This is a genomic window from Limnothrix redekei LRLZ20PSL1 (assembly GCF_043235035.1).
Classification (GTDB): domain Bacteria; phylum Cyanobacteriota; class Cyanobacteriia; order CACIAM-69d; family CACIAM-69d; genus CACIAM-69d.
This window is the reverse complement of the sequence record NZ_JAZAQF010000082.1, coordinates 1-20,661: the sequence shown is the minus strand read 5'-3', so window position 1 is coordinate 20,661 and position 20,661 is coordinate 1. Positions and strand designations below refer to the sequence as shown.

Annotated in this window: 15 protein-coding genes and 1 pseudogene; 10 read left to right on the top strand and 6 right to left on the bottom strand. The window is 56.7% G+C overall.

Annotation, left to right across the window (positions count from 1 at the left end; genetic code table 11):
• Positions 1 to 8: 8 nt before the first annotated feature.
• Complete coding sequence (gene era / locus VPK24_RS14285; RefSeq protein ID WP_393014402.1) at positions 9 to 938, bottom strand: GTPase Era; 930 nt, start codon at positions 936 to 938, stop codon at positions 9 to 11.
• Positions 939 to 1,078: 140 nt separating this feature from the next.
• Here era and VPK24_RS14280 point away from each other — a divergent pair, with 140 nt between their 5' ends.
• From VPK24_RS14280 to VPK24_RS14265, 4 genes are all read left to right on the top strand, one after another.
• Positions 1,079 to 1,210, top strand: a complete 132-nt coding sequence (locus VPK24_RS14280; protein WP_393014342.1) for a hypothetical protein — start codon at positions 1,079 to 1,081, stop codon at positions 1,208 to 1,210.
• A 30-nt stretch (positions 1,211 to 1,240) separates the two neighbouring features.
• Positions 1,241 to 2,731, top strand: a complete 1,491-nt coding sequence (locus tag VPK24_RS14275) for a class I SAM-dependent methyltransferase (RefSeq protein ID WP_393014340.1) — start codon at positions 1,241 to 1,243, stop codon at positions 2,729 to 2,731.
• Between the two features lie 251 nt (positions 2,732 to 2,982).
• A complete protein-coding gene (locus VPK24_RS14270) occupies positions 2,983 to 4,329 on the top strand; it encodes a class I SAM-dependent methyltransferase (protein ID WP_393014338.1) in 1,347 nt (448 codons plus the stop codon).
• Positions 4,330 to 4,639: 310 nt separating this feature from the next.
• A complete protein-coding gene (locus VPK24_RS14265; RefSeq protein WP_190354557.1) occupies positions 4,640 to 5,128 on the top strand; it encodes a type IV pilin-like G/H family protein in 489 nt (162 codons plus the stop codon).
• A 117-nt stretch (positions 5,129 to 5,245) separates the two neighbouring features.
• Here the strand turns inward: VPK24_RS14265 and VPK24_RS14260 are convergent, their stop codons facing one another.
• Positions 5,246 to 6,736: an aminotransferase class I/II-fold pyridoxal phosphate-dependent enzyme gene (locus VPK24_RS14260; protein ID WP_393014336.1), complete on the bottom strand. Its 1,491-nt coding sequence runs from the start codon at positions 6,734 to 6,736 to the stop codon at positions 5,246 to 5,248.
• Between the two features lie 201 nt (positions 6,737 to 6,937).
• On the opposite strand from VPK24_RS14260, the gene pdhA reads away from it, so the two are divergent.
• Positions 6,938 to 7,972 (top strand): pyruvate dehydrogenase (acetyl-transferring) E1 component subunit alpha, encoded by a 1,035-nt coding sequence (gene pdhA, locus VPK24_RS14255; RefSeq protein WP_393014400.1) that lies wholly within the window; start codon positions 6,938 to 6,940, stop codon positions 7,970 to 7,972.
• Positions 7,973 to 8,354: 382 nt separating this feature from the next.
• Positions 8,355 to 9,869: an ABC transporter substrate-binding protein gene (locus tag VPK24_RS14250; RefSeq protein WP_393014334.1), complete on the top strand. Its 1,515-nt coding sequence runs from the start codon at positions 8,355 to 8,357 to the stop codon at positions 9,867 to 9,869.
• A 41-nt stretch (positions 9,870 to 9,910) separates the two neighbouring features.
• On the opposite strand, the gene VPK24_RS14245 is transcribed toward VPK24_RS14250, so the two are convergent.
• Both VPK24_RS14245 and VPK24_RS14240 read right to left on the bottom strand, forming a co-directional pair.
• A complete protein-coding gene (locus tag VPK24_RS14245; protein WP_393014398.1) occupies positions 9,911 to 10,822 on the bottom strand; it encodes a metal ABC transporter permease in 912 nt (303 codons plus the stop codon).
• 8 nt (positions 10,823 to 10,830) lie between these two features.
• A complete protein-coding gene (locus VPK24_RS14240; protein ID WP_393014332.1) occupies positions 10,831 to 11,589 on the bottom strand; it encodes a metal ABC transporter ATP-binding protein in 759 nt (252 codons plus the stop codon).
• A gap of 268 nt (positions 11,590 to 11,857) precedes the next feature.
• On the opposite strand from VPK24_RS14240, the gene VPK24_RS14235 reads away from it, so the two are divergent.
• Positions 11,858 to 12,982: a metal ABC transporter solute-binding protein, Zn/Mn family gene (locus tag VPK24_RS14235; RefSeq protein ID WP_393014330.1), complete on the top strand. Its 1,125-nt coding sequence runs from the start codon at positions 11,858 to 11,860 to the stop codon at positions 12,980 to 12,982.
• A gap of 28 nt (positions 12,983 to 13,010) precedes the next feature.
• Here the strand turns inward: VPK24_RS14235 and VPK24_RS14230 are convergent, their stop codons facing one another.
• Both VPK24_RS14230 and VPK24_RS14225 read right to left on the bottom strand, forming a co-directional pair.
• Positions 13,011 to 15,479, bottom strand: a complete 2,469-nt coding sequence (locus VPK24_RS14230) for a GAF domain-containing protein (protein ID WP_393014328.1) — start codon at positions 15,477 to 15,479, stop codon at positions 13,011 to 13,013.
• Between the two features lie 657 nt (positions 15,480 to 16,136).
• Positions 16,137 to 18,422, bottom strand: a complete 2,286-nt coding sequence (locus tag VPK24_RS14225; RefSeq protein WP_393014326.1) for an HAD-IIB family hydrolase — start codon at positions 18,420 to 18,422, stop codon at positions 16,137 to 16,139.
• Between the two features lie 268 nt (positions 18,423 to 18,690).
• Here VPK24_RS14225 and VPK24_RS14220 point away from each other — a divergent pair, with 268 nt between their 5' ends.
• The 3 genes and pseudogenes from VPK24_RS14220 to VPK24_RS14210 all read left to right on the top strand — a co-directional run.
• A complete protein-coding gene (locus VPK24_RS14220) occupies positions 18,691 to 20,226 on the top strand; it encodes a glycoside hydrolase 100 family protein (RefSeq protein WP_393014324.1) in 1,536 nt (511 codons plus the stop codon).
• Entirely contained in the window at positions 20,217 to 20,405 is a 189-nt protein-coding gene (locus VPK24_RS14215; RefSeq protein ID WP_393014322.1) for a hypothetical protein, read from the top strand. Before VPK24_RS14220 ends, VPK24_RS14215 begins: the two co-directional genes overlap by 10 nt.
• A gap of 132 nt (positions 20,406 to 20,537) precedes the next feature.
• Positions 20,538 to 20,661, top strand: a pseudogene (locus VPK24_RS14210) (photosystem II D2 protein (photosystem q(a) protein)); the annotation flags it as partial.

The following is a 20,661-nucleotide window of genomic DNA, read 5'->3' as shown; positions in this document are numbered from 1 at the left end:
TTTGTCGCCTAATCTTCCTCAATTCGGTAACCCAAATCGGCCAGGCGAGCGGGCGATCGCCGCCATTTGGGTTGCAGCTTCACGTACAACTCCAGGTAAACCTTGCCATCAATTAGCTTTTGAATTTGTTCACGGGCTGCCGTGCCGATCGCCTTCAGCATGGAACCACCTTTGCCGATCAAGATTGCCTTTTGGCTGGCCCGTTCAATGTGAATGGTGGCTAATACGCGGGTAATTTTCGGGGTTTCCTCCACCCGATCGATTTCCACCGCCACGGAATGGGGAATTTCGTCCCGGGCATGGAGCAAAATTTGCTCGCGAATTAGCTCACCCATAATGAATCGTTCGGGGCGATCGGTCACCAATTCCGGGGGGTAATAAAACGGGCCCGGCGGCAGTCGATCGATCAGCGCCTGCAATAGTTCTTCCGTCCCTTCGCCCTGGAGCGCCGAAAACCGCACGATCGGCCAACCCCGATCGGCCGCCAAGGCTGCGTAGGACTCTTCCACCGTCGGATCCGTTTGCAGATCAATTTTGTTCAGCCCCAAAACCACCGGCACGGGCGCTTGGGCCAGCCACTCGGCCACGAAGCGATCGCCCCCGCCTGCTTCCACCGACCCATCCACCACAAACAGCAGCAAATCTGCCGAATGGATGGCCATGCGTGCATTGGCCACCAACACTTTGCCCAATTCGTGGTGGGGCTTATGAATGCCGGGCGTGTCTACAAACACAATTTGCGCATCATCCCGGGTCAGGATGCCCCGCAGTCGGTTGCGAGTGGTTTGGGCGATCGGGGAGACAATGGCCACCTTTTGCCCCACCAAACCATTCATCAGCGTGGACTTGCCCACATTTGGCCGCCCCACAATTCCCACAAAGCCTGATCGAAAATCGTCGGGAGCCGTCGGAATTCCCAAATTCAGCGCCTCTAGCATTTCATCCAACGAGTTGGCCACAGCGGCGCGATCGTCCGTTGGCTGGGAATGCTGTTCAATGCTCATAGGGTTGCGACTGACGGTGTGGGAAATGGTGTTGGAGAAGATGGCAGGACAAGCCGTTCAAAAGTTTTCAGCCCATGGTGAAATCCATGGTGAAGCCGATTGCTGAGCCGATTGCTGAGCCGATTGTGCAGCCAATCGCTAAACAACTTGTTAAACAATTTGTGAAACCAACTGTTAAAACGGATCGGCGATCGGGCGGCAGGTAGCGGATTTGGGGCGATCGCTTCGGGATCGAAATGGGGCAATATGGCCAAGGTAGCCTCGGCAACCGCTTGACCACGGCCAATCCATGGCCCCGTCAAGATTCTAACCCGCCCTTGCCGTTGGGTCTTCCCACCCTTGCGTTAGGACAACTATTCGTCAACCCCCGCATGACCGAGCCATCCCTCTTGCCTTCTCCCACGAACCCCGCTGACGATCCGCTTGAGGATCCCCTTGCCAAGGTGCGGGCCCAGTTCGATCGCGCCCCCTATCCCCGCATTCCGCTCGATCGCTTACCGGCCGAAACCCATACCTACTGGCACGATTTCCGCACCGCCTACTATCGTCGCAACCAAAAAATTGCCAACACCGAAGGGCGGTTGATGCTGGATGTGGGCTGTGGCAGTGGATATGGCGTGTTGAGCATGGCTTTGGCCAACCCCGGTGCGCGCATTGTGGGGGTGGACTTGTCGCCCGCTTCCGTGGACTTGGCCCAAAAGCGCTTGGAGCATCATGGATTGGGCGATCGCGTGGAATTTCATGCATTGGCAATGGAAGAATTGCCGCAATTAGGCATGGAATTTGACTACATTAACTGCGATGAATTGCTATATCTGCAACCGGATCCTGCCGATGGGTTGGCGGCCATGAAAGCCGTCTTGAAACCCGATGGCATTATTCGTTCCAATCTCCATAGTCTTTATCAGCGATTTGACTATTTCAAGGCCCAAAGCTTGGCTCACCTGATTGGGTTGATGGATGACAATCCTGGCGAGCTGGAAATGGGAATTCTGACCGAATTGATGGAGTCTTTGAAAGATACAGTACTCCTGAAAATGCGAATTTGGGATTCTGGGAAAATGAAGGATGAACAGCGGGTGATGATGAACCTGTTGTTTCAGCGTGATCGGGGATTTACCATTCCGCAGCTTTTTGACTATATCGATCGCTCCGGTCTGGAATTTATTAGCATGACCGATTGGCAGTCCTGGGAAGTGACGGATCTGTTCAAAGACCCAGAGAATATGCCCATTTCGATCGCTTTTGGCTTGTCGGAAGCGCCGATTTCCGATCAACTACACTTTTTTGACTTGATTCGATCGAACCATCGACTTTTAGATTTCTGGTGTGGTCATCCCGACGCGGCGCAACCCTGGACAGCCCTCAGCGATTGGGAACCAGAAGATTGGCATCAATCCCGAGCCGCGCTTCACCCGCAGTTAGATACGCCAGAATTTGCCGCAGACCTCAAAAACGTGGTTTTAAAGGGCACTGATTTAAAGTTGAGTCAACACTTGTCTCTGAACTGGGGTTGGGAGTCGGTCAGCAGCGCGATCGCCCTTGGGTTGTTGCCCCTGTTGGAAGGGATGAAAACCTTTACGCAACTCGCAGATTCGCTGCAACAATTGCGCCCTGTGGATCCAGTAACCTTGGAACCCATTGCGCGATCGGAAGTGGAAGCATCCTTGCGTTATCTGCTCTCGGAATTGGGTCAAGCGGGTTATTTGTTGGTTGAACTCGCTTGAGTTGAACTTGCCTGAATTGAACTGAATTAATTGGTGAATTGAACTGACGAATTGACGAATTAACTTGACTTGGCGCGAGTTTTTTGAAAATTCACGAGAACTCGAACGGAGTAAAGCCAAATTAATCCGAGTCAAATCAAATTCAAACCAAACTCAAGCCAGATTCAAGTCAGATTCAAGTCAAGCCAGATTGAATCCAATTGAATCGAATTGATTGATTTCGCAGCCCTGATTGGAAGCCCTGATTTGCCATGAATTTTGAATCTTCCGCTGAACGAGAAGCCTGGATTCAGCGACAGTTTGACCAAACGCCTTATCCTCGCGAACCGATCGAAACGGCTCCTGATAGTCAGCCCGATGAATTTCATGCTCACTCCTTGGCCACCGCATTCTATGCCCGCGATCGCCGATCGGTCAGCTCCGAAGGAATGCAGATTCTCGATGTGGGTTGCGGCAGCGGCTTTAAGGGGTTGATGTTGGCTCATCTGAACCCGGGAACAACCATTACCGGCATTGATCTTTCTCCGGCTTCGATCGACGTGGCGATCGAGCGGTTTCGGCGGTTTGATTTGCTCGATCGGGCCAAGTTTTTAACCCTCAATATCGATCAGCTTCCTAGCCTCAATCAGCAATTTGACTACATCAACTGCGATGAGGTGCTGTACCTGTTGGAAGATCCCCTCGCTAGTTTGCGGTTGATGGCCAGCGTGCTGAAACCAACGGGTATTTTGCGAGTGAATTTGCATAGCTTCAACACTCGAATTCCTGTGCTTTGTGCCCAGGAATTTTTGCGTGATGTGGGCGCAATTACACCTGATCGGGATGAAAAAACCACCATGGCTCTGGTGGAATCCATTGTGTTGTCCCTGAATCCGCGCAATGTGGATGTGCGGAAAATGTGGGATCGCAATGACACCGACAATCCTGATATTCGCGAGCGGATCTTGGCTTTTAATTTCATGCTCCACGGCGATCGGGGATTTTCAGTGCCGGAGGTGTTTGACCTAGTTGATGGTGCAAACTTACAGGTCATTGCCCCGGTGGAACCCCAGGATTGGGCAGTGAAAACCATGCTGGATCTGGAGCAATTTCCCGAGGAACTGCGATCGCGATTTGCGCAAATCAGTTGTCGTGAACAAATGTATTGGCACGATCTGTTGGTTAGCCGCAACCGATTGATTGACATATTCTGTACGCCAAAAACCATGGCAGAACCGCCGCAATCGCCCACGGTTGAGCAGTTGGTCCAGCAGCCCGATCGCACCCAAGCGGTGCTGCACCCACTCCTGAACAATCCAGAATTTGAAACCGCCCTCGTGGAATCCTGCCGCTACCTCAAGCCCCTGAACTTCGCGAAATTTTTGCGGCGGCCGGAAGGCATCGCAGCGGCCAGTGCCAGCCTAGTGCCTGTGTTGGTTCCGCTGTTGACGGGCCCCCAACCGATTACGCAACTGATCGATCGGTTCATGCGGGTGCGGCCCCTGAACCCAGTCGATCGATCGCCAGTCGATCGCGCCAGTGCCACCCAAGCGGTTTGCAGCTTCTTGCGGGACTTGGAAACCTTCGGCTACATCTTCCTAGAGTCCACTGAGGCCTAGAGTCGATCCAGAATCCCTAAAAAGGCATTCCTTTGGCACTCCGCAACATGGTGCTGAACAGGTGCTCCGCTCGCCCGTCAGGATCGTGGAAATCATGATCCTGATCCAAAAGCCACCTAAAAATTTCTTGGAGTTGATGCTCGATCATGCTTGTTTGGCAAGGGGTTTCAGGCTTTTTCCCTTGACCCCAAAAAAATTCTGCTGCGGTTGATATGAATCCCCAGTAACCTGGGTAAGTTGCAAGCATGAGGGGAACAAAATCCCCACCTTCCCAACCTTCCTCCCCCGACTCTCGAGGAGACTATCCTAGATGAAAGCTGAATTCAAAGCCAAGCTGATCCAACACCTCGCCCAGCGCCGCAACAGCGAAGAAGGCTTCACCCTGATTGAACTGCTGGTTGTAATCATCATCATCGGTATTCTGGCGGCGATCGCTCTGCCCTCCTTCCTCAACCAAGCCGCTAAGGCTCGTCAGTCGGAAGGTAGCACCTATGTTGGTTCGCTCAACCGTGCTCAACAGGCTTACTACGTGGAACAAGGTAAGTTTGCTGCTGACCTGAAGACCCTGAACGCTGGTATCAAGGAAAAAACCGATAACTTCGAGTACAAGACCGTTGGTACCGACACGGAAGCAACCAGCACCGCTGACAAGCTGCAAGCTTCCCTGAAGAGCTTCAAGGGCGTGGTGAAGCTGGAAGACCAACAAGCCAAGGCTATCCTGTGCATCACGGCTAAGGAAAATGAAGCTGCTAGTGCCGCTACCAAGTTGGCTAGCGACTCTACCAAGGATTGCAACTAATCAAGGCTAGCGCAGTCCATTGCGAAAATGGATAGCCTTGGGTGGAGCCAGTGTTGTCGCTGGCTCCACCTTGTTTTTTGGGAATTTTTCCTTGGGAACTTTTCAAGGAGCTGATCGCTAGCGATCGGCTGAGATGAGGACAAGACATTGTTGAACGCCGGGGTCAGCACAGCCGGTGCAGTCGCCGCCGAGGGTCAGGGTTTGCTGAATTTGGCCGATCGCCTCGGCAGTGATGACTTCTCCAGGCACGATTGTGGGAACTCCCGGTGGATAGGGACAGATCCACTCAGCGGCAATGCGCCCGATCGCCCGGTTAAGGTCGATCGCCTCGGTGGGGCGCTGGCTGGCCTGGCGCGGGGTCAGCGGGGCCGGACTGGGAGGCGCAAGTAACCCGGCAATGGCATCCAGCCCCCGATCGGGAGCTATTTGGGGCGATCGCGCCAGGGCCCCCAAAGCCGCCACCAAGCGATCGGCTTCCTGGTCAGTGTTGGCCGGTGTCCAAACAAAGGTTAAGTGCTGGGGGCTGCTGAGTTCGGCGGTGATGCCCCAATCTTGGTCTAACGCTTCATCGGCCTGGTAACCATTCCAGCCAGCCAAGTGAACGGTCAAGCGCGATCGATCCAGATTTGGCCCCGAAAGCACCCGAACCGCCCGATCGCCCGCCAACTGCGATCGCACCCGATCGACCCGCACCAACGTTTGGCCCCAATCAACTTGACCCCACAGCGCCGCCCGCCGCCGAGCCGCGTCCAAGCTAGCCATCAGCAAGTAGCTGGGGCTGCTGGAAGTGACCCATCGCAACACTTGATTCAGCCGATCGCGATCAATCAAAGCCTGGGAGTGTAGATGAAGCAGCGCCGATTGGGTTAAGGAACCAAGGGTTTTGTGAGCCGAAGCCACCACCAAGTCAGCGCCGGCCGCCAAGGGAGCGATCGGGAGTTCCGGATGCAGCCCAAAGTGGGCCCCGTGGGCCGCATCGACAATTAAAGGAATACCGTGCGATCGAGTTAGTTGGGCGATCGCGGGCAAATCCGAAACCCAACCGTGATAGGTCGGTGACACCAGTAGCACCGCCTTCGCTTGGGGATAGGTCGCCAGGGCTTGGGCGATCGCCTCGGGAGTCACCACCGTGGGCATCTGCCATTCCCGATCGACCGTTGGCCAAACCCAGCAGGGCCGCGCCCCCGCAAGAATCAAACCTGCCAAAACAGATTGATGGGCATTGCGAGCCACAATCAGCGAGTCGCCATCTTGGCAAACTGTCCCGATCGCCGCCACCAGTCCGCTCGTGGCCCCATTCACCAAAAATCGAGTGAGGCCCGCCCCAAAGCAATCGGCCGCCAACGCTTCGGCCGCCGCGATCGCGCCCTGGGGAGCCGCCCAATTATCTAACCCATCCAGTTCTGTTAAATCCCAGGCCCAGCAGTCGCCCCAAGCATCCGCCAACAGCGGGTCGATCGCCCGGCCCTTATGACCCGGCACATGAAACCGCCCCGATCGACGGCCCGCGCGATCGGCCAGCACTTCGAGCAGGGGTGCGGCTTGCTGACACTCGGCGTGATGATCCGTGATTGCGTTTGAGATCGCAAACTGTTCCCCCAATTTCATGCATCCCCATCCTGTATTTCACAATGCCGCGATCGCCCAACCGCGCGGGGACTGCCAAAGTCCGGTACTATGTTGAACTGGATTTCCCAACAATTAGCCGCGCAACCGGTGAAATGGCGCAATTGATCGCCGCCACCCTTGCCCAGGCAATCCGAACCCTCTGAATTGACCGACTCAGCCCGCAACCCCAGCACCAGCGAAATGGTACAAGAACGCGTACTTCCCGCAACCCCGACCACCCGCGCCACCGTCACCCGCGAAGAAGGGCTTATGCTCTACGAAGACATGGTGCTGGGTCGCCTTTTTGAAGACAAGTGCGCCGAGATGTACTATCGCGGCAAAATGTTTGGCTTCGTTCACCTCTACAACGGCCAAGAAGCCGTTTCGACGGGGGTGATTCGGGCTTTGCGCCGCGATGCCAATGATTACGTGTGTAGCACCTACCGCGATCACGTTCATGCCCTGAGTGCTGGTGTGCCTGCTCGGGAAGTGATGTCAGAGCTGTTTGGTAAGGTGACGGGTTGCAGCAAGGGCCGTGGCGGTTCCATGCACTTGTTCTCGGAGCCGCACCGCCTGCTGGGGGGCTATGCCTTTGTGTCGGAAGGAATTCCGGTGGCGACGGGTGTGGCCTTCCAAAGCAAGTATCGACGAGAAGCCATGAATGACCCCAGTTCCGACGGGGTGACCGTTTGCTTCTTTGGGGATGGAGCCGCGAACAATGGCCAGTTCTTTGAATGCTTGAACATGGCGGCCCTTTGGAAGCTGCCGGTGATCTATGTCATTGAGAACAATAAGTGGGCGATCGGGATGGCCCACGAACGTGCCACCTCAGTACCCGAAATCTACAAAAAAGGCCCTGCGTTCGGGATGCCCGGCGTAGAAGTGGACGGGATGGATGTGTTGGCGGTGCGCGGTGTGGCCCAAGAGGCGATCGCCCGGGCCCGCGCTGGCGAAGGCCCCACGGTCATTGAAGCCTTGACCTATCGTTTCCGGGGCCACTCCTTGGCCGATCCCGATGAACTGCGGGCGAAGGAGGAAAAGGAAGTTTGGAGTAAGCGCGATCCGATCACTCGCTTGGCCGATCACCTGCTTGGTGAAGGATTGGTTCAGGCAGAGGAACTGAAGGAGATCGATCGCCGGATCCAAGAGCATGTGAACGATGCGGTGAAATTTGCCCTCGACAGCCCTGAACCGGATCCCAAGGATCTGTACAAGTACATTTTTGCGGAAGATTAAGCTAGCCAGCACCTTCAAAAATCAAATGAGCAGGCTAATCGAAAGCTAAGGCGATCGTCCGTCAGAAACCGCGAAGTTCCGCATAAACTGGGGCAAAGGTTCATCCTTCCTGCCCCAGTTTTTGATCGGACAAATCGGACAAATCGGACAAACAGATCGCACAGGCTTTCCGATCGAGCGATTGGCGCGAATGATTGGGCGAACCCATCGATCGAAGACTGGCAACAGCCATGGGTCAAAACAGAAATGGTCAAAACAAAGGACTGCCGTATCGGGTCATTGTTGATCGGGTCATTGTTGATCGGGTTGTTGTTGATCGGGTCATTGTTTTGATTGATTGGCTGTGGGGTGACCTGTTGATCCAGCCATCGCGGTTTTGCCCATGAGTCGTCGCTCCCAAGATGCCCCATTACTGATTACGGCCCTGTTCATGTCCTTGGCCCTGCTGGGCGGGGGCTATTGGTTGGTGCGATCGAACGGTCTTTTGGGCAACGAGGGCCAGACCCCGCCAACTACGAATCCTCAAGGGGGGCCGGCCCCGTCCTTGAGCAGTGGCGAGCAGGCTTTGTTGGCAGACTCGCCCGACAAGTTGGCGGCGACTGCGGCGGGGCAAGCTGGGAATTCGACCCAGGCGATCGCCCTGTTGCGCAAAAGTCTGCAACAGCGGCCCAACGATCCGGAAGCCCTGATTTATTTGAATAATTGGCTGGCGCGGGAGGCTCCGCAACGGACGATCGCCGTGGTTGTACCGGCGGCTAATTTGCCCGATGTGGCCAAGGAGTTGCTGCGGGGAGTGGCGCAGGCCCAAGCCCAGTGGAATCAGGGCGATCGGGAGCGATCCGGCCCGAAACCTGCCTGGCAATTGCGAGTGGTGATTGCGGACGACAGCAACAACCCGGTCACCGCCAAGGCCGTGGCCGAAACCCTAGCGGCAGATCCTCGAGTGTTGGGGGTGGTGGGCCACTTCAGCTCCACCACTTCGCTGGCGGCGGCTGGGGTTTATCAACGGGCTGGGCTGCCGATGATTTCCCCTTCCAGCACGGCGGTGACCCTCAGTGGGTTGGGGGATGCGGTGTTGCGAACAGTTCCGAGCGATCGCCAGGCGGGACAGGCCCTGGCAATGGTGGCCCGTCAGCAATTGAAACTGGCGCGGGTCTCGGTGTTTTACAACCCCAAAAGCGCCTATAGCCAATCCCTGAAAACGGAATTCGTGAAACAGTTCATGGCCGACGGCCGGGGCCAGGTGCAGTTGCAAGAGATGGGTTCCGAGCCGATCGATGCGCAACGGGCGATCGGTCAGGCCCAATCGTTCAACACGGAGGGCTTGGTGCTGTTTGGGGAACGCCAAAGCCAGGGTAGCGAAGGGTTAGTGCTCTTGGGCGATCGTTCGACGCTGCCGTCCGCTTTGGCAATCGTGGAAGCCAATCAAGGACGGCTGCCGGTGTTGGGGGGCGATTCGATTTATTCACTGGATCTGTTGAAGTTGGGAGCCAGTGCGCAGGGCACGATTCTGGCAATTCCCTGGCATCCAGATTTGCCCCAATCGCTGGATTTTGCCAAGGCCATGCGTCGTCGTTGGGGTGGGGATGTGAATTGGCGAACGGCGATGGCCTACGATGCGGCCCAGGCTTTGATTCAAGCGATTAATCAGGAAATTACTCAAAAACCCGACCAAAAACCGGTTTCCGGCAGTGATCTGAACGATGCCCAAGACCCCACGCGATCGGCTGTGAAGGCTGCGTTGCATCGGCCAGACTTCCAAGCGGCGGGGTCTTCCGCTTCCGTGCGCTTTGCCAATACGGGCGATCGCTCATTGCCCCTGGTGTTGATCACGGTGCGGGAGGGCAATCGATCGGGAACGGGGTTTGATTTCCGGCTGTTGAATCCTGGCCCCTAAGCGCCCAATTTTTGCCGATTTCTGTTGATTTCTGTTGATTTCTAGGGATCGGTTCCGTTCGTGGATTCTGAGTCGATCGAGCTGGAATCGATCGGGGCGCGGCCCGCGGCCTTAGCCCGCCAGCCCTGAAACAAAACTCCCTGACGCGGGCTAAACAACAGCGACAGCACAAAGAACCCGGAAGCCACCAGCACGATCGCCGGCCCCGAAGGCAAATTGAAAAAGTAACTGAGATATAGCCCCGCCACGCTGGAGCAACAACCCAACAGGGCCCCTAGCCCCATCATTTGGTGGAGTCGAGGGACGAGCAAATAGGCTGTGGCTGGCGGCGTAATCAACAGGGCCAACACCAACACCACCCCCACCGCCTTCATGCTGGCCACGATCGTGATCGCGATCGCGGTGGTCAGCCCCCAATCTAGCCAACGGACGGGCAAGCCAGCCGCTTGGGCCCCGAGGCGATCGAACGTATAAAAGTGCAGTTCCTTGTAGCAAAGGGCGATCGCTCCGAGCACCAGCGCCGCCGCCAGCCCCGTATCCCACAGGTCACCGCTGGTCACCGCCAGAAGGTTGCCAAACAGGAAATGATTGAGATCGATTTTGTTGTCTTTTTGGATCGTGGTGATCAGCACAATCCCGAGGGCGAAAAAGGCCGAAAGGACAATGCCCATGGCCGCATCTTCCTTGAGGGGCGATCGATTGCGGATAAAGTCAATGGCCGCCGCGCTCACCAACCCGGCTACCAGGGCCCCTAGGAACAAGCTGCCACCCATGGCAAAGGCGATCGCCAAGCCCACCAACAGAGAATGACTGATGGCATCGCCCAACAGGGCCATGCGCTGCACCAAAAGATAGCTGCCCGTGCAGGCACAAAGCAGGCCCACCACCACCGCCGCCACCAACGATCGCTGAAAAAAGGTGTATTGCAGCGGTTCCGCTAGGGCTTGCAGCAGCCCATCCATTAGGCGGCCTCCTGGAAAAATTTCACCCGGCTGCCATAGGCCCGTTGCAAATTTAGGTCATTCAATACCGCCGCCCGATCGCCCGCGGCCACCAGTTGGCGATTGAGCAGCACCAAATCATCAAAATGGGTAATCGACTCGCCCAAGTCATGATTCACCACCATCACCACCTTGCCGTCTTGGGCCAGTTCCCGAAACAGGTCAAACAAGATGGCCTCATTGCGCCGATCGACCCCCACGAAGGGTTCATCAAAACAAAACACATCCGCTTCTTGGGCGATCGAGCGTGCCAAAAACACCCGCTGCTGTTGCCCTCCCGATAGCTGAGCGATCGGGCGATCGCGCAATTCCCACAGGCCCACCCGCTCCAAGGCCGCCCGGGCCGCTTGGCGGCTGGTGTTGGAAAAGGGCCGCAGCCAGCCCGTTTTGCGCGTTCGCCCCATCAACACCACATCCCAAACCGTGGCCGGGTAATCCAAATCCACCTGCGATCGTTGGGCCACATAGGCCACGCGATCGAGCTGTTGTTGCAAAGGGCGATCGCCATAGACCACCCGCCCCGTTGCGATCGGCACCAGGCCCAGCATGGCTTTCATCAGGGTGCTTTTGCCCGCCCCATTGGGCCCCACCACGCCCGTCAGCCGTCCGGGCTGGATGCGCAAACTCACATCCAGGAGCGCCTGCACACCGCGATAGGCAGCATTTAAGTGGTCAATTTCGATCGCATGAGTGCTCATCATCATTGGAGTTGGGCCCATGGGCAAAAAAAGTCCAGATCAAATCGTGCGAAATGACCTGAACCCGATCTAGCAGCTACCTGCCTCTCACGATATCAAATCGAGAAAGATCATGAAAAGATTATGAATGAAATTATGAAATGATAATGAAAGTTACGTCAAGCCCTCCCAGCGCTCTGATGGGGGCCAGGCTGCGGGCCAGTGGGCAAGAACATCGCGCTCGGGCTGGGGTTGGCCCCGGTCTTGGACTGCTGGCGGTGGCTTGATGATGGCAATGGAGAAACGGCACATGATTCGACCCTTAGAACCCCGAAAACCACGGCAGAAATTACCCCAATTACCCCAGCAATTACGCCAGCAATTACAACTGGCATCACCGCTAAAACGCCACATAACCCGCCAGCCCTCGATCGGGCAGCGGGGCCCCGGTTTTGCCTGGGGGCGATGGCTGGGCGGTTTGGGGATTGGGGTCTTGCTGGTGGGCTGTGGGTTAGGAGAACAACCCAGCGGGCCCGATCGGCCCACGGTGGTGGTCACCAACACGATCTTGACGGACTTAACCCAACGGGTGGCGGGTGATGAAGTGATCGTGAAGGGCTTGCTCCGACCCGGTGATGACCCCCACCTCTATGAACCCGTGCCGCGCGATACGGTGGCGATCGAGCGAGCAAATCGGATTTTTTACAATGGCTATAACCTGGAGCCGGGAATTATTAAGCTGATTCAATCTTCGGGGCAGACAGCCAAGGCCGTGGCGATCGGGGAGCGAGTGCCGGCCCTCACCTTGACCGAGCAGGGGGCAACGGTTCCGGATCCCCATGTGTGGGGCAGTGCCCGCAATGGAATGGTGATGGTGATGGCGATTCGGGATGAATTAAGCAAGCTTTCTCCGGGCGATCGGGCGGAGTTTGTGGCCAATGCCGATCGGTTGTTGGGGGAACTCAAACAGCTTGATCAATGGATTGGTGTCCAAATCCAAACCATTCCCGCCGCCCAGCGACGACTGGTGACCACCCACGATGCTTTTCAGTACTATGCCCAAACCTATCGGATTCCGGTGCTCGGAACCCTGATTGGCATTAGCACTGAGGAGCAACCCAGCGCCCAAACCATGGCCCGGATGGCGGCGGCCATTCGCCAAGCCAAAGTGCCAGCAATTTTTGCAGAAACAACCATTAACCCGGCTTTGATTGAGACGGTGGCGGCGGAAAGTGGGGTCACCCTGGCTCCCGACAAGCTCTATGCGGATTCGATCGGGGTGGCTGGGGGGCCGGCCGAGAGCTACGTGAAGATGCTGGCGCAAAATACGCGGTCGATCGTGCGGGCCTTGGGTGGGCACGATCGCCCCTTTGCGCCGAACCTTGCGCCCACCAGCCCGTCCACCCCCTCAAGCGCCCCAGCAGCGCCGCGTTAGGCTGGCTGAAGGGACGAAATGCAACCGCTCAGGTGCGGCAACTGGGCGGCAGGGGCAACAACACCGGCAGCCGAATCACGAATTCTGTGCCCCACTCCGGGTCGGAAGTCCAGTCGATTGTGCCGCCGTGATTTTCCACCACAATTTGATAAGTGATGGACAGGCCCAAGCCCGTGCCGCGACCTACGGGCTTGGTGGTGAAGAAGGGATTAAACAGATGGGGGCGAATGTCGTCAGAAATCCCATAGCCCGAATCACGAATGGCAATTTCCGCGATCGATTGGGGGCCGTTGCTCAACAGACGGGTGCTGATTTTTAAGATGGCGGGTCGATCGATCGACTCCATCGCGTCAATGGCATTGCCAATGAGGTTCATCAACACCTGGGCCATCTGGCCCCCATGGCAGGTCACCAGGGGCAGTTCTCCCCGATCGATCTCCAATTGAATGCCCCCAAATCGCCCATGGGGTTCCAGCCGGTGGCGCAGGAGGGTAAGGGTTTCGTCCAAGCATTCGTGGAGATTGGTGGGTTTCATCCCTGCCCGATCGAGGCGAGCAAAGTTGCGCAGGGAAAGGACAATTTGCCGAATTCGCTCCGCTGCTAACCCCATGGCTTCCAGGAGTTTCGTGAAGTCTTGGCGAACAAAGGTTAAGTCAATGTCCCGCAACAGTTGGTCGATCGCCTCGTGGGCTTCGGGATAGGTCGATCGATAGGTGTCAATCACCCTCAGCAATTCCGCCAAATACTGTCGGGCATATTTCAAATTGCCATGGACAACGGCGATCGGGTTGTTGATTTCGTGGGCAATGCCGGCCACCATTTGCCCCAGGCTGGACATCTTTTCGCTTTGGAACAGTTGCATTTGGGTAGACTGCAACTCATCCAGGGCTTGGGCCAGGCGATCGGCCTGGTCGCGGGCTTGGCGGGCCTTGTCTTGGGCATCGGTGTAGAGCGCCGCTTGATCCAGGGCGATCGCCAATTGGTCGCACACCCCCCGCAACAGGCCTACCTCGCTTTCGCTCCAGACCCGATCGCCCCGATGCTCCACACAGGCCACCGCTCCCAAAAAAGTGGTGCGGCTGCCCTGAACCGGCAAAATCAGTGCGGCCCCCGCCGACAGTTGCGCCAAAAATTCCTGCACCGTAATCGCCGCCGGCCGCACCACCTCATCGGTGCAAACAATTTCCCACTGCAACAGCAACGGCGCAACTCCCGCCGCCAAGCCATGTAACTGCTTGCCCACAAAGCTCGGTAGACTGCCCTGGGCCGACTCGGCCGCCACTTCCCAATAGGATTGCTCTAGGAAGGTCACGTCCTTGTTCACCGGCCGGGGGCAATAGTTCAAAAACAAGCAGCGATCGACATGCAGGAGCGATCGAATCTCCTGCACCGCCGCTTGCAAAACCACTTCCACATCCAGGGATTGGCGAATTTGCCCCGCCAACCGAAACAGCAGCGCCTCCCGCCGCGACATCAGGGCCTCGCGGGCCCAGGCTCGGTCAATGGCCATGGCCAAGACGCTGGCAATCCAACCCAGGGCCCCATGTTCCGCCGACACCATGGGCCGCCGCCCAAACAGGGCCATCACCCCCACCAATTGGTCATCCACAATCAGGGGATAGCCCGCAAAGGCCACAACCTGCTCACTGTCGAGCCAATCGCGGGCCTCAAAGTTGGGGTCGGTGGCGGTGCAGTTGGTCAGGTAGGGTTGGCGACTTTGGGCGATCGCCCCCACCAGGGAAGCCCCGATCGGGATATAGGTGGGAAATTCCGCCACCAGGGAATGTTGGCCGGCTGAGGCTCGCAACTCCAGCAACCGCGCTTCCCGGTTATAGGTCCAAACCCGCACAAAGGGCACTTGCAGGGCCCCGGCGATCGTTTGGGTGCAACGCTGCAACACTTCCGACAGCGATCCCCCAGAAGCCAGGGCTGCCCCCACCTCCGCCTCCAGCTTGGACAGCCGGGCCCGTTCAATCAACACCCGATCGGCCAAGCGCCGTTCTGTGATGTCGTGGCAGTTCACCACAATGCCGCGCACGGCCGAATCGTCCAGCAAATTGGTGGTGACCGCATCAAAAAAACGCCAAGAGCCGTCCCCATGGCGCACGCGATAATCCGAAAGCCGCTGACTCACGCCGGGTTGGGCCAGGGCCGCCGCAATCGTGCCTTGGACGGCGGGCAAATCCGCGGGATGCACGAAGTTTTCGACCGGTTGCCCCACGGTTTCAGCGGAGGTATAGCCCAAAATGCCCTCGGTGGAGGGGCTGACGTAGCGAAAAATTCCACGACTGTCCAAAATCACTACAATATCCGTAGCTTTCTCAATCAGAGATTGAAAATTGACCTGATGCTCGTCAAAGCTAACAGCCCGGTAGGGGGGAGCCGAATCGGCCTCCGGGTGCAGAGCAATGCTCGCGTCAGGTTCTGACCGAGACGGTGGGGTCGATGGTGAGGTCGATCCAGCAGGAGATGAGGCGGTGCTGAACGGTTCGGTCATGGGGCTAGGCAACAGAACTCTCGAAGGCAGGATGACGGATCCCCAGGGGCGATCGCACGGGGCGATCAGCGCTTCCCATACGTTAACAACAGTCTGAAACGACGGCCTGAATTATTTGGGGAAGAATTGTTTTGGGAAGAATGACTTTGGGAAGCCTGTTGAAAATGATTGGGGGACTTGGCTAGAGCTGAGGAGACTGGGGCCAGCGGGTTGAGGGCATGACTCCAGGGCAATAGAGGCACAAGCGGATGGGCAGGGCAGCACGCGATCGGCCATGGTGCAGGGGGCTTGGTTTGAGCACGCAACAATTCCCTCAGCACAGACTAACTGAGATTACCCGGACGCTGCCGCAGAAAGTCCCGATTTCAAAGTTTTGATTCGCCCACTGAATTAGAGATGGGAACAGAGATGCAAACTGACACCCAAGCCGATCCATCAGCAGACCTACAAACAGATGCGGGCTAAGCAGCCTCGCCAGGATGGGACTGCTGAACCCGCATGGATGTTGTTGGAGTTGCCCGATCCCTCATGATTTGAGCATGAGACCCTGCTAGCTTCCGTCGCAACGATCACGCTTCGGAGGCCAACCAGCCGATCGGGCACTGGATTATGGGGAGGAGCGGTTTTGGGATGTTACTTGGCGGTTGCCCATTAGGTTCAAGACAGGGCCCGCTGCAAGGGTGGATGTTTGGGGCCACCGGGGTGATCGCCTGCGATCGAGCTGCTACCGAAGCGGGCGATCGGGCTGGGATACACCAACGGGGACGGGGGCTGATCGCCAAAGCCGGGAATTTGGTAATGGGCCAACCCTTCCAAAATGCCCCAGGCGTAGTGCCCTCCGGCAAAGTAGATGTTTGGATGAGTGCGCAGCCGATCGAGTTCGCGGCTGTGGTTCCCCACCACCACGGCCCGGGTGTTGCCTCGCAACATGGAAACATCATTGCCCGAATCGCCCGCCACCAGCAGGTTTTTGATCGAAAATCCCCATTTCAGAGCGCAGTAGCGAAGGGCATCGCCCTTGGAGGCACGCCAGGGCAAAATGTCTAAATATTGTCCATGGGAGCTAATTAGCCGGACGTTTAGCCCCTGACGGCGCAGATATTGGCGAATGTGGCGAACCTGGGGTGCAATTTGTGGATCAATCCAATAGCTGATCTTGTGCGATCGCTGGTTGGCAGCGGGCTGCAACACCAGACCTTCCATATCGTTCAGGGCGCTGCGGATGGCGTTGGGCTGCCAATTGTGGCTGATGTATTGTCGCCAACGGGTGTCGGGAACCAGGTCGGGGCCGTAGTGAATTTCGCTGCCAACGGCCGTGATCAACACATCCGGGAGCGGAATATGCCAATCTTGCAGGGTTTCGAGGGCGCTGGGCAGGGTGCGCCCGGTGGCCACGCCAAACCCGATCGCCCGATCGCCCACCAGCAACTGGGCCAAGAGCTGATCCAGTCCTTCGCGATCGCCAATCAGGGTGTTGTCAATGTCGGAAATGAACAGATGTTCTGCCCGAATCAGCGGATTCGTGGAAACCTCCTGTCGCTGGCGATGGGCCGGGGTGGTGACGCTGAGAGCGCTGCCCACATGCAAGGCCTTGGGTTGCAACAGTTGTCGAATCTGTTGCAGATATTTTTCCGTATGCGCTTCCCAGGAAAAGGTGCGTCGCACGCCTGCCAAGCCTTGCTCAGACCATTGTTGCCAACGATCGGGCTGGGTCAAGGCTTGGTAAAGGGCCGATCGAATTTGGTCAAGATTCAACGGATCCACCAACTGCCCATTGGCACAGGCCGCCAGAATATCGCGCGGGCCGCCGTCATTGGTGGCCACCACCGGCAAACCGCTGGCCGCCGCCTCAATCAACGTTAAGCCAAAGGGTTCTGTTAGGGCCGGATTAATAAACACGCCCCGAGTTTGGGTGGCCAGACGATATAAATCCGCCACGTCGGTGCTTTGGTGTTGCTTGGGATAGGCCACCTTGCCGTAGAGATCGTAGCGATCGATCAACAGCATCAGTTCCGTCATCACCTGTCTGGGGCCCGGCTCCATGGCTGCAATGTCCGTGCGACTGCCCAGCACCAACACCAGGTTGGCCAGGGATTGCAATTCCGGCGACTCGCCATAGGCCTGCACCAAACTGGCCACATTCTTGCGCCGCTCCGCCCGCGACAGGGCCAGGATCATCGGCTTCTGCGGATCGGTGAGGAATCGATCGAGCTGGGCTTGGATTGGTGGGGTGGGCCATTGGGCCGGCGGTGGATAAAACTGCTGAAGCTCCGTGCCCGGCGGAATTACCACCATCCGATCGGGCTGGTAATTGTCATAAACCTGATATTGCTCCTGCACTTCCTGTTGCGTGCTAGCCACAATCAAACTGGCACTGGCCAGGGTGACTTCCTCCGCTTCAATGCGGGTGTTGAAGTGAAACTGCTCTTCCAGGGCGGCCGGCTTGCTACCCTGCTCCAACATCCGCTGTAACTTCACCCGCCCCAGTGAATGGCCCGTATGCACCAGGGGCACCCCCAGCCACCCGGCCACCCGAGATCCCACATAGCCCGCATCGGCGTAGTGACTGTGAATCAAATCCGGCGTGCGGCCCACCGTGCGCAGGTAGCGCAAGACTTCATCGGCAAAGATATCGAGATGGGGCCAAAGCACCTCCTTGCGCAGATAGCGACGCGGCCCGGCCGGCAGCCGAACAATTTGCGATTTGGGGCTGAGGGGTTCAATGGGCTGGGCATAGTCGGCGCTCACTTTCGGGTCTTGGATGCGACGAGTGATGAGATCGACCCGATCAATTTCTGGACGCTGGGCGAGCGATCTCGCCAGCTCCACCACGTACTTGGTTTGACCACCCGTATCAGCATCGCGGCCCAGTTCCAAATTGCTGCCCCGCAGCAAGCCGTGAATGCTAATGGTGACGATATACAGGTTTTTCAAGTCAGTCATGGTTCTGTTGGAATCCTCCATGAACAGCCCGTTCTTCAGCGATGGGTAATGACCAAAGACCCTCTGGATGCTGAATCGAGCCTTGAGTAACTCGGCAACTGACGGTGAAACGACTGGTTGAACGACCGGCCGAAACGTGCCGCTCGGCCTCTCCAGCATAACCAGCGAATTTTGAGTAGCTTGGAGGGGTTACCCGAACCTCAAATTGCCCAGCGATCGGTTAAGCACCGACCACAAGGCGATAGATTTCCGCTAAGGATTTGCATTTATGGCTCGATTTGACAGCGTTCAAAGTATTCATCACGCGCGGCATTTGCTCTATGACAAATCAATTGTTTACTGTCGCGATCGCCCCGTGGGAACCTTTGCCGCATTGCCACAACCTCGGCGCGATCGACCCGATGCCCCGCCGGATCCTGACCTGAATTACAACGAAGTTTTCATCCGGGATAACGTACCCGTGATGATTTATTTTTTGTTGGATGGACGAGCGGATTTACTGCGAGATTTCCTAGATACTTGCCTGGACTTGCAAAGCACCGATCCCCAAACGGAAGGTATTTTTCCCAGCAGCTTCTATGTGGAACCCAACAGCCAAACCCTGGTGGCTGACTATGGCCAACGGGCGATCGGGCGAGTTTCTTCCGTTGATGCCAGCCTTTGGTGGCCGATTTTGGCCCATGTTTATGTGCAACGCACGGGCGATTGGAGTTGGAGCCAACAACCCAAAGTCCAAGAGGGAATTCAGCGGTTTCTGCGGCTGATTTTGCATCCTTGGTTTCGGCACGCTCCAACCCTTTACGTACCCGACGGAGCCTTCATGATCGATCGCCCCTTGGATGTGTGGGGCGCACCCTTAGAAATTCAAACCTTGCTGTATGGAGCCTTGCTCAGCTCCGTTGTTTTAATTCATAGCGATCTGAAGGAAAAAGTAATTGGCAGCACTGCCGGATCAACAGTCCTCACCGATCCCTTTATTCGGCAGCAAATTTGGCAATTACGATACGCCACTGCCCTGGCCCGTCGCCTGCGTCGCTATCTGCTTCAGCACTATTGGATTAATGGCAAAACCATTCAAATCCTGCGCCGTCGCCCCACTGATCAATACGGCGAACGAGTCTCCAATGAATATAATATTCGCACCGAAACGATTCCCCACTGGTTGCAAACCTGGCTGGGCGATCAAGGGGGATATCTGATTGGTAATATCCGTACAGGTCGCCCCGATTTTCGCTTTTTTTCCTTGGGAAATTGCTTGGGCGCTATTTTTGATGTGCTCACCTTTTCCCAACAGCGTGCCCTCTTTCAATTGGTGCTGAATAACCAAGCTGATTTGTTTGGAGAAATGCCTTTGCGCATTTGCCATCCCCCTTTGGATGCCAGTGATTGGCGTAACAAAACGGGATATGACTCCAAAAATCGCCCCTGGTGCTATCACAATGGCGGTCACTGGCCCTGCCTGCTTTGGTATTTTGTGGTGGCCGTTTTGCGACATCAACAAACGTCAACCACGCCTTACTATCGCTTTGGACATTTGCATGAGTCGCTCTGGGATTGCTTGCAAGATGCCTATCAGGTGTTGTTGAAGCGGTTACCGGAACAAAAATGGCCGGAATATTTTGATGGGCCCACGGGGGTTTGGTTGGGTCAAGAAGCGCGTCTTTACCAAACCTGGACTTTTACGGGCCTGCTGTTGGTTCATCATTTTCTGAATAAGCCGGCCGATGCCACGGTGTTGGATATGCCGGGATTGCGATCGATCCTGTCGATCGAGGCGCAATATCAGGATTTGCGATGGGATTGAGGACGCTGGCAGCCAACGCGATCGCCCATGGCGACCCAACCAGGCCCCGCAGCGGGCGATCGCGTGAGTTGCCGGTTCGGGCCCGGCGATCGCCCCAGGGCCCCGACCTGAGCATTGACCCGCAAAATGCCGGGGGTTCCCCGGCCGAATTCCTGGGGCGATCCCCTAGCCGGATTTAGGTAAAGAAAGTTAAACTTTTCTGAGAGTGATTGTGGCGATTCGATCGCTTTGTGCTTAGTCGCCCTTAGCCATCGATCATCCCTGACCTCTCATTTTTGTCATTTATTTCCCTTCTTACTCGGAGTTCTTCCATGACCATCGCAGTTGGACGCGTGGGCACGGAACGCGGGTGGTTCGACGTAGTGGACGACTGGCTGAAGCGGGATCGCTTCGTCTTCGTCGGCTGGTCGGGTCTGCTGCTGTTCCCCTGCGCAT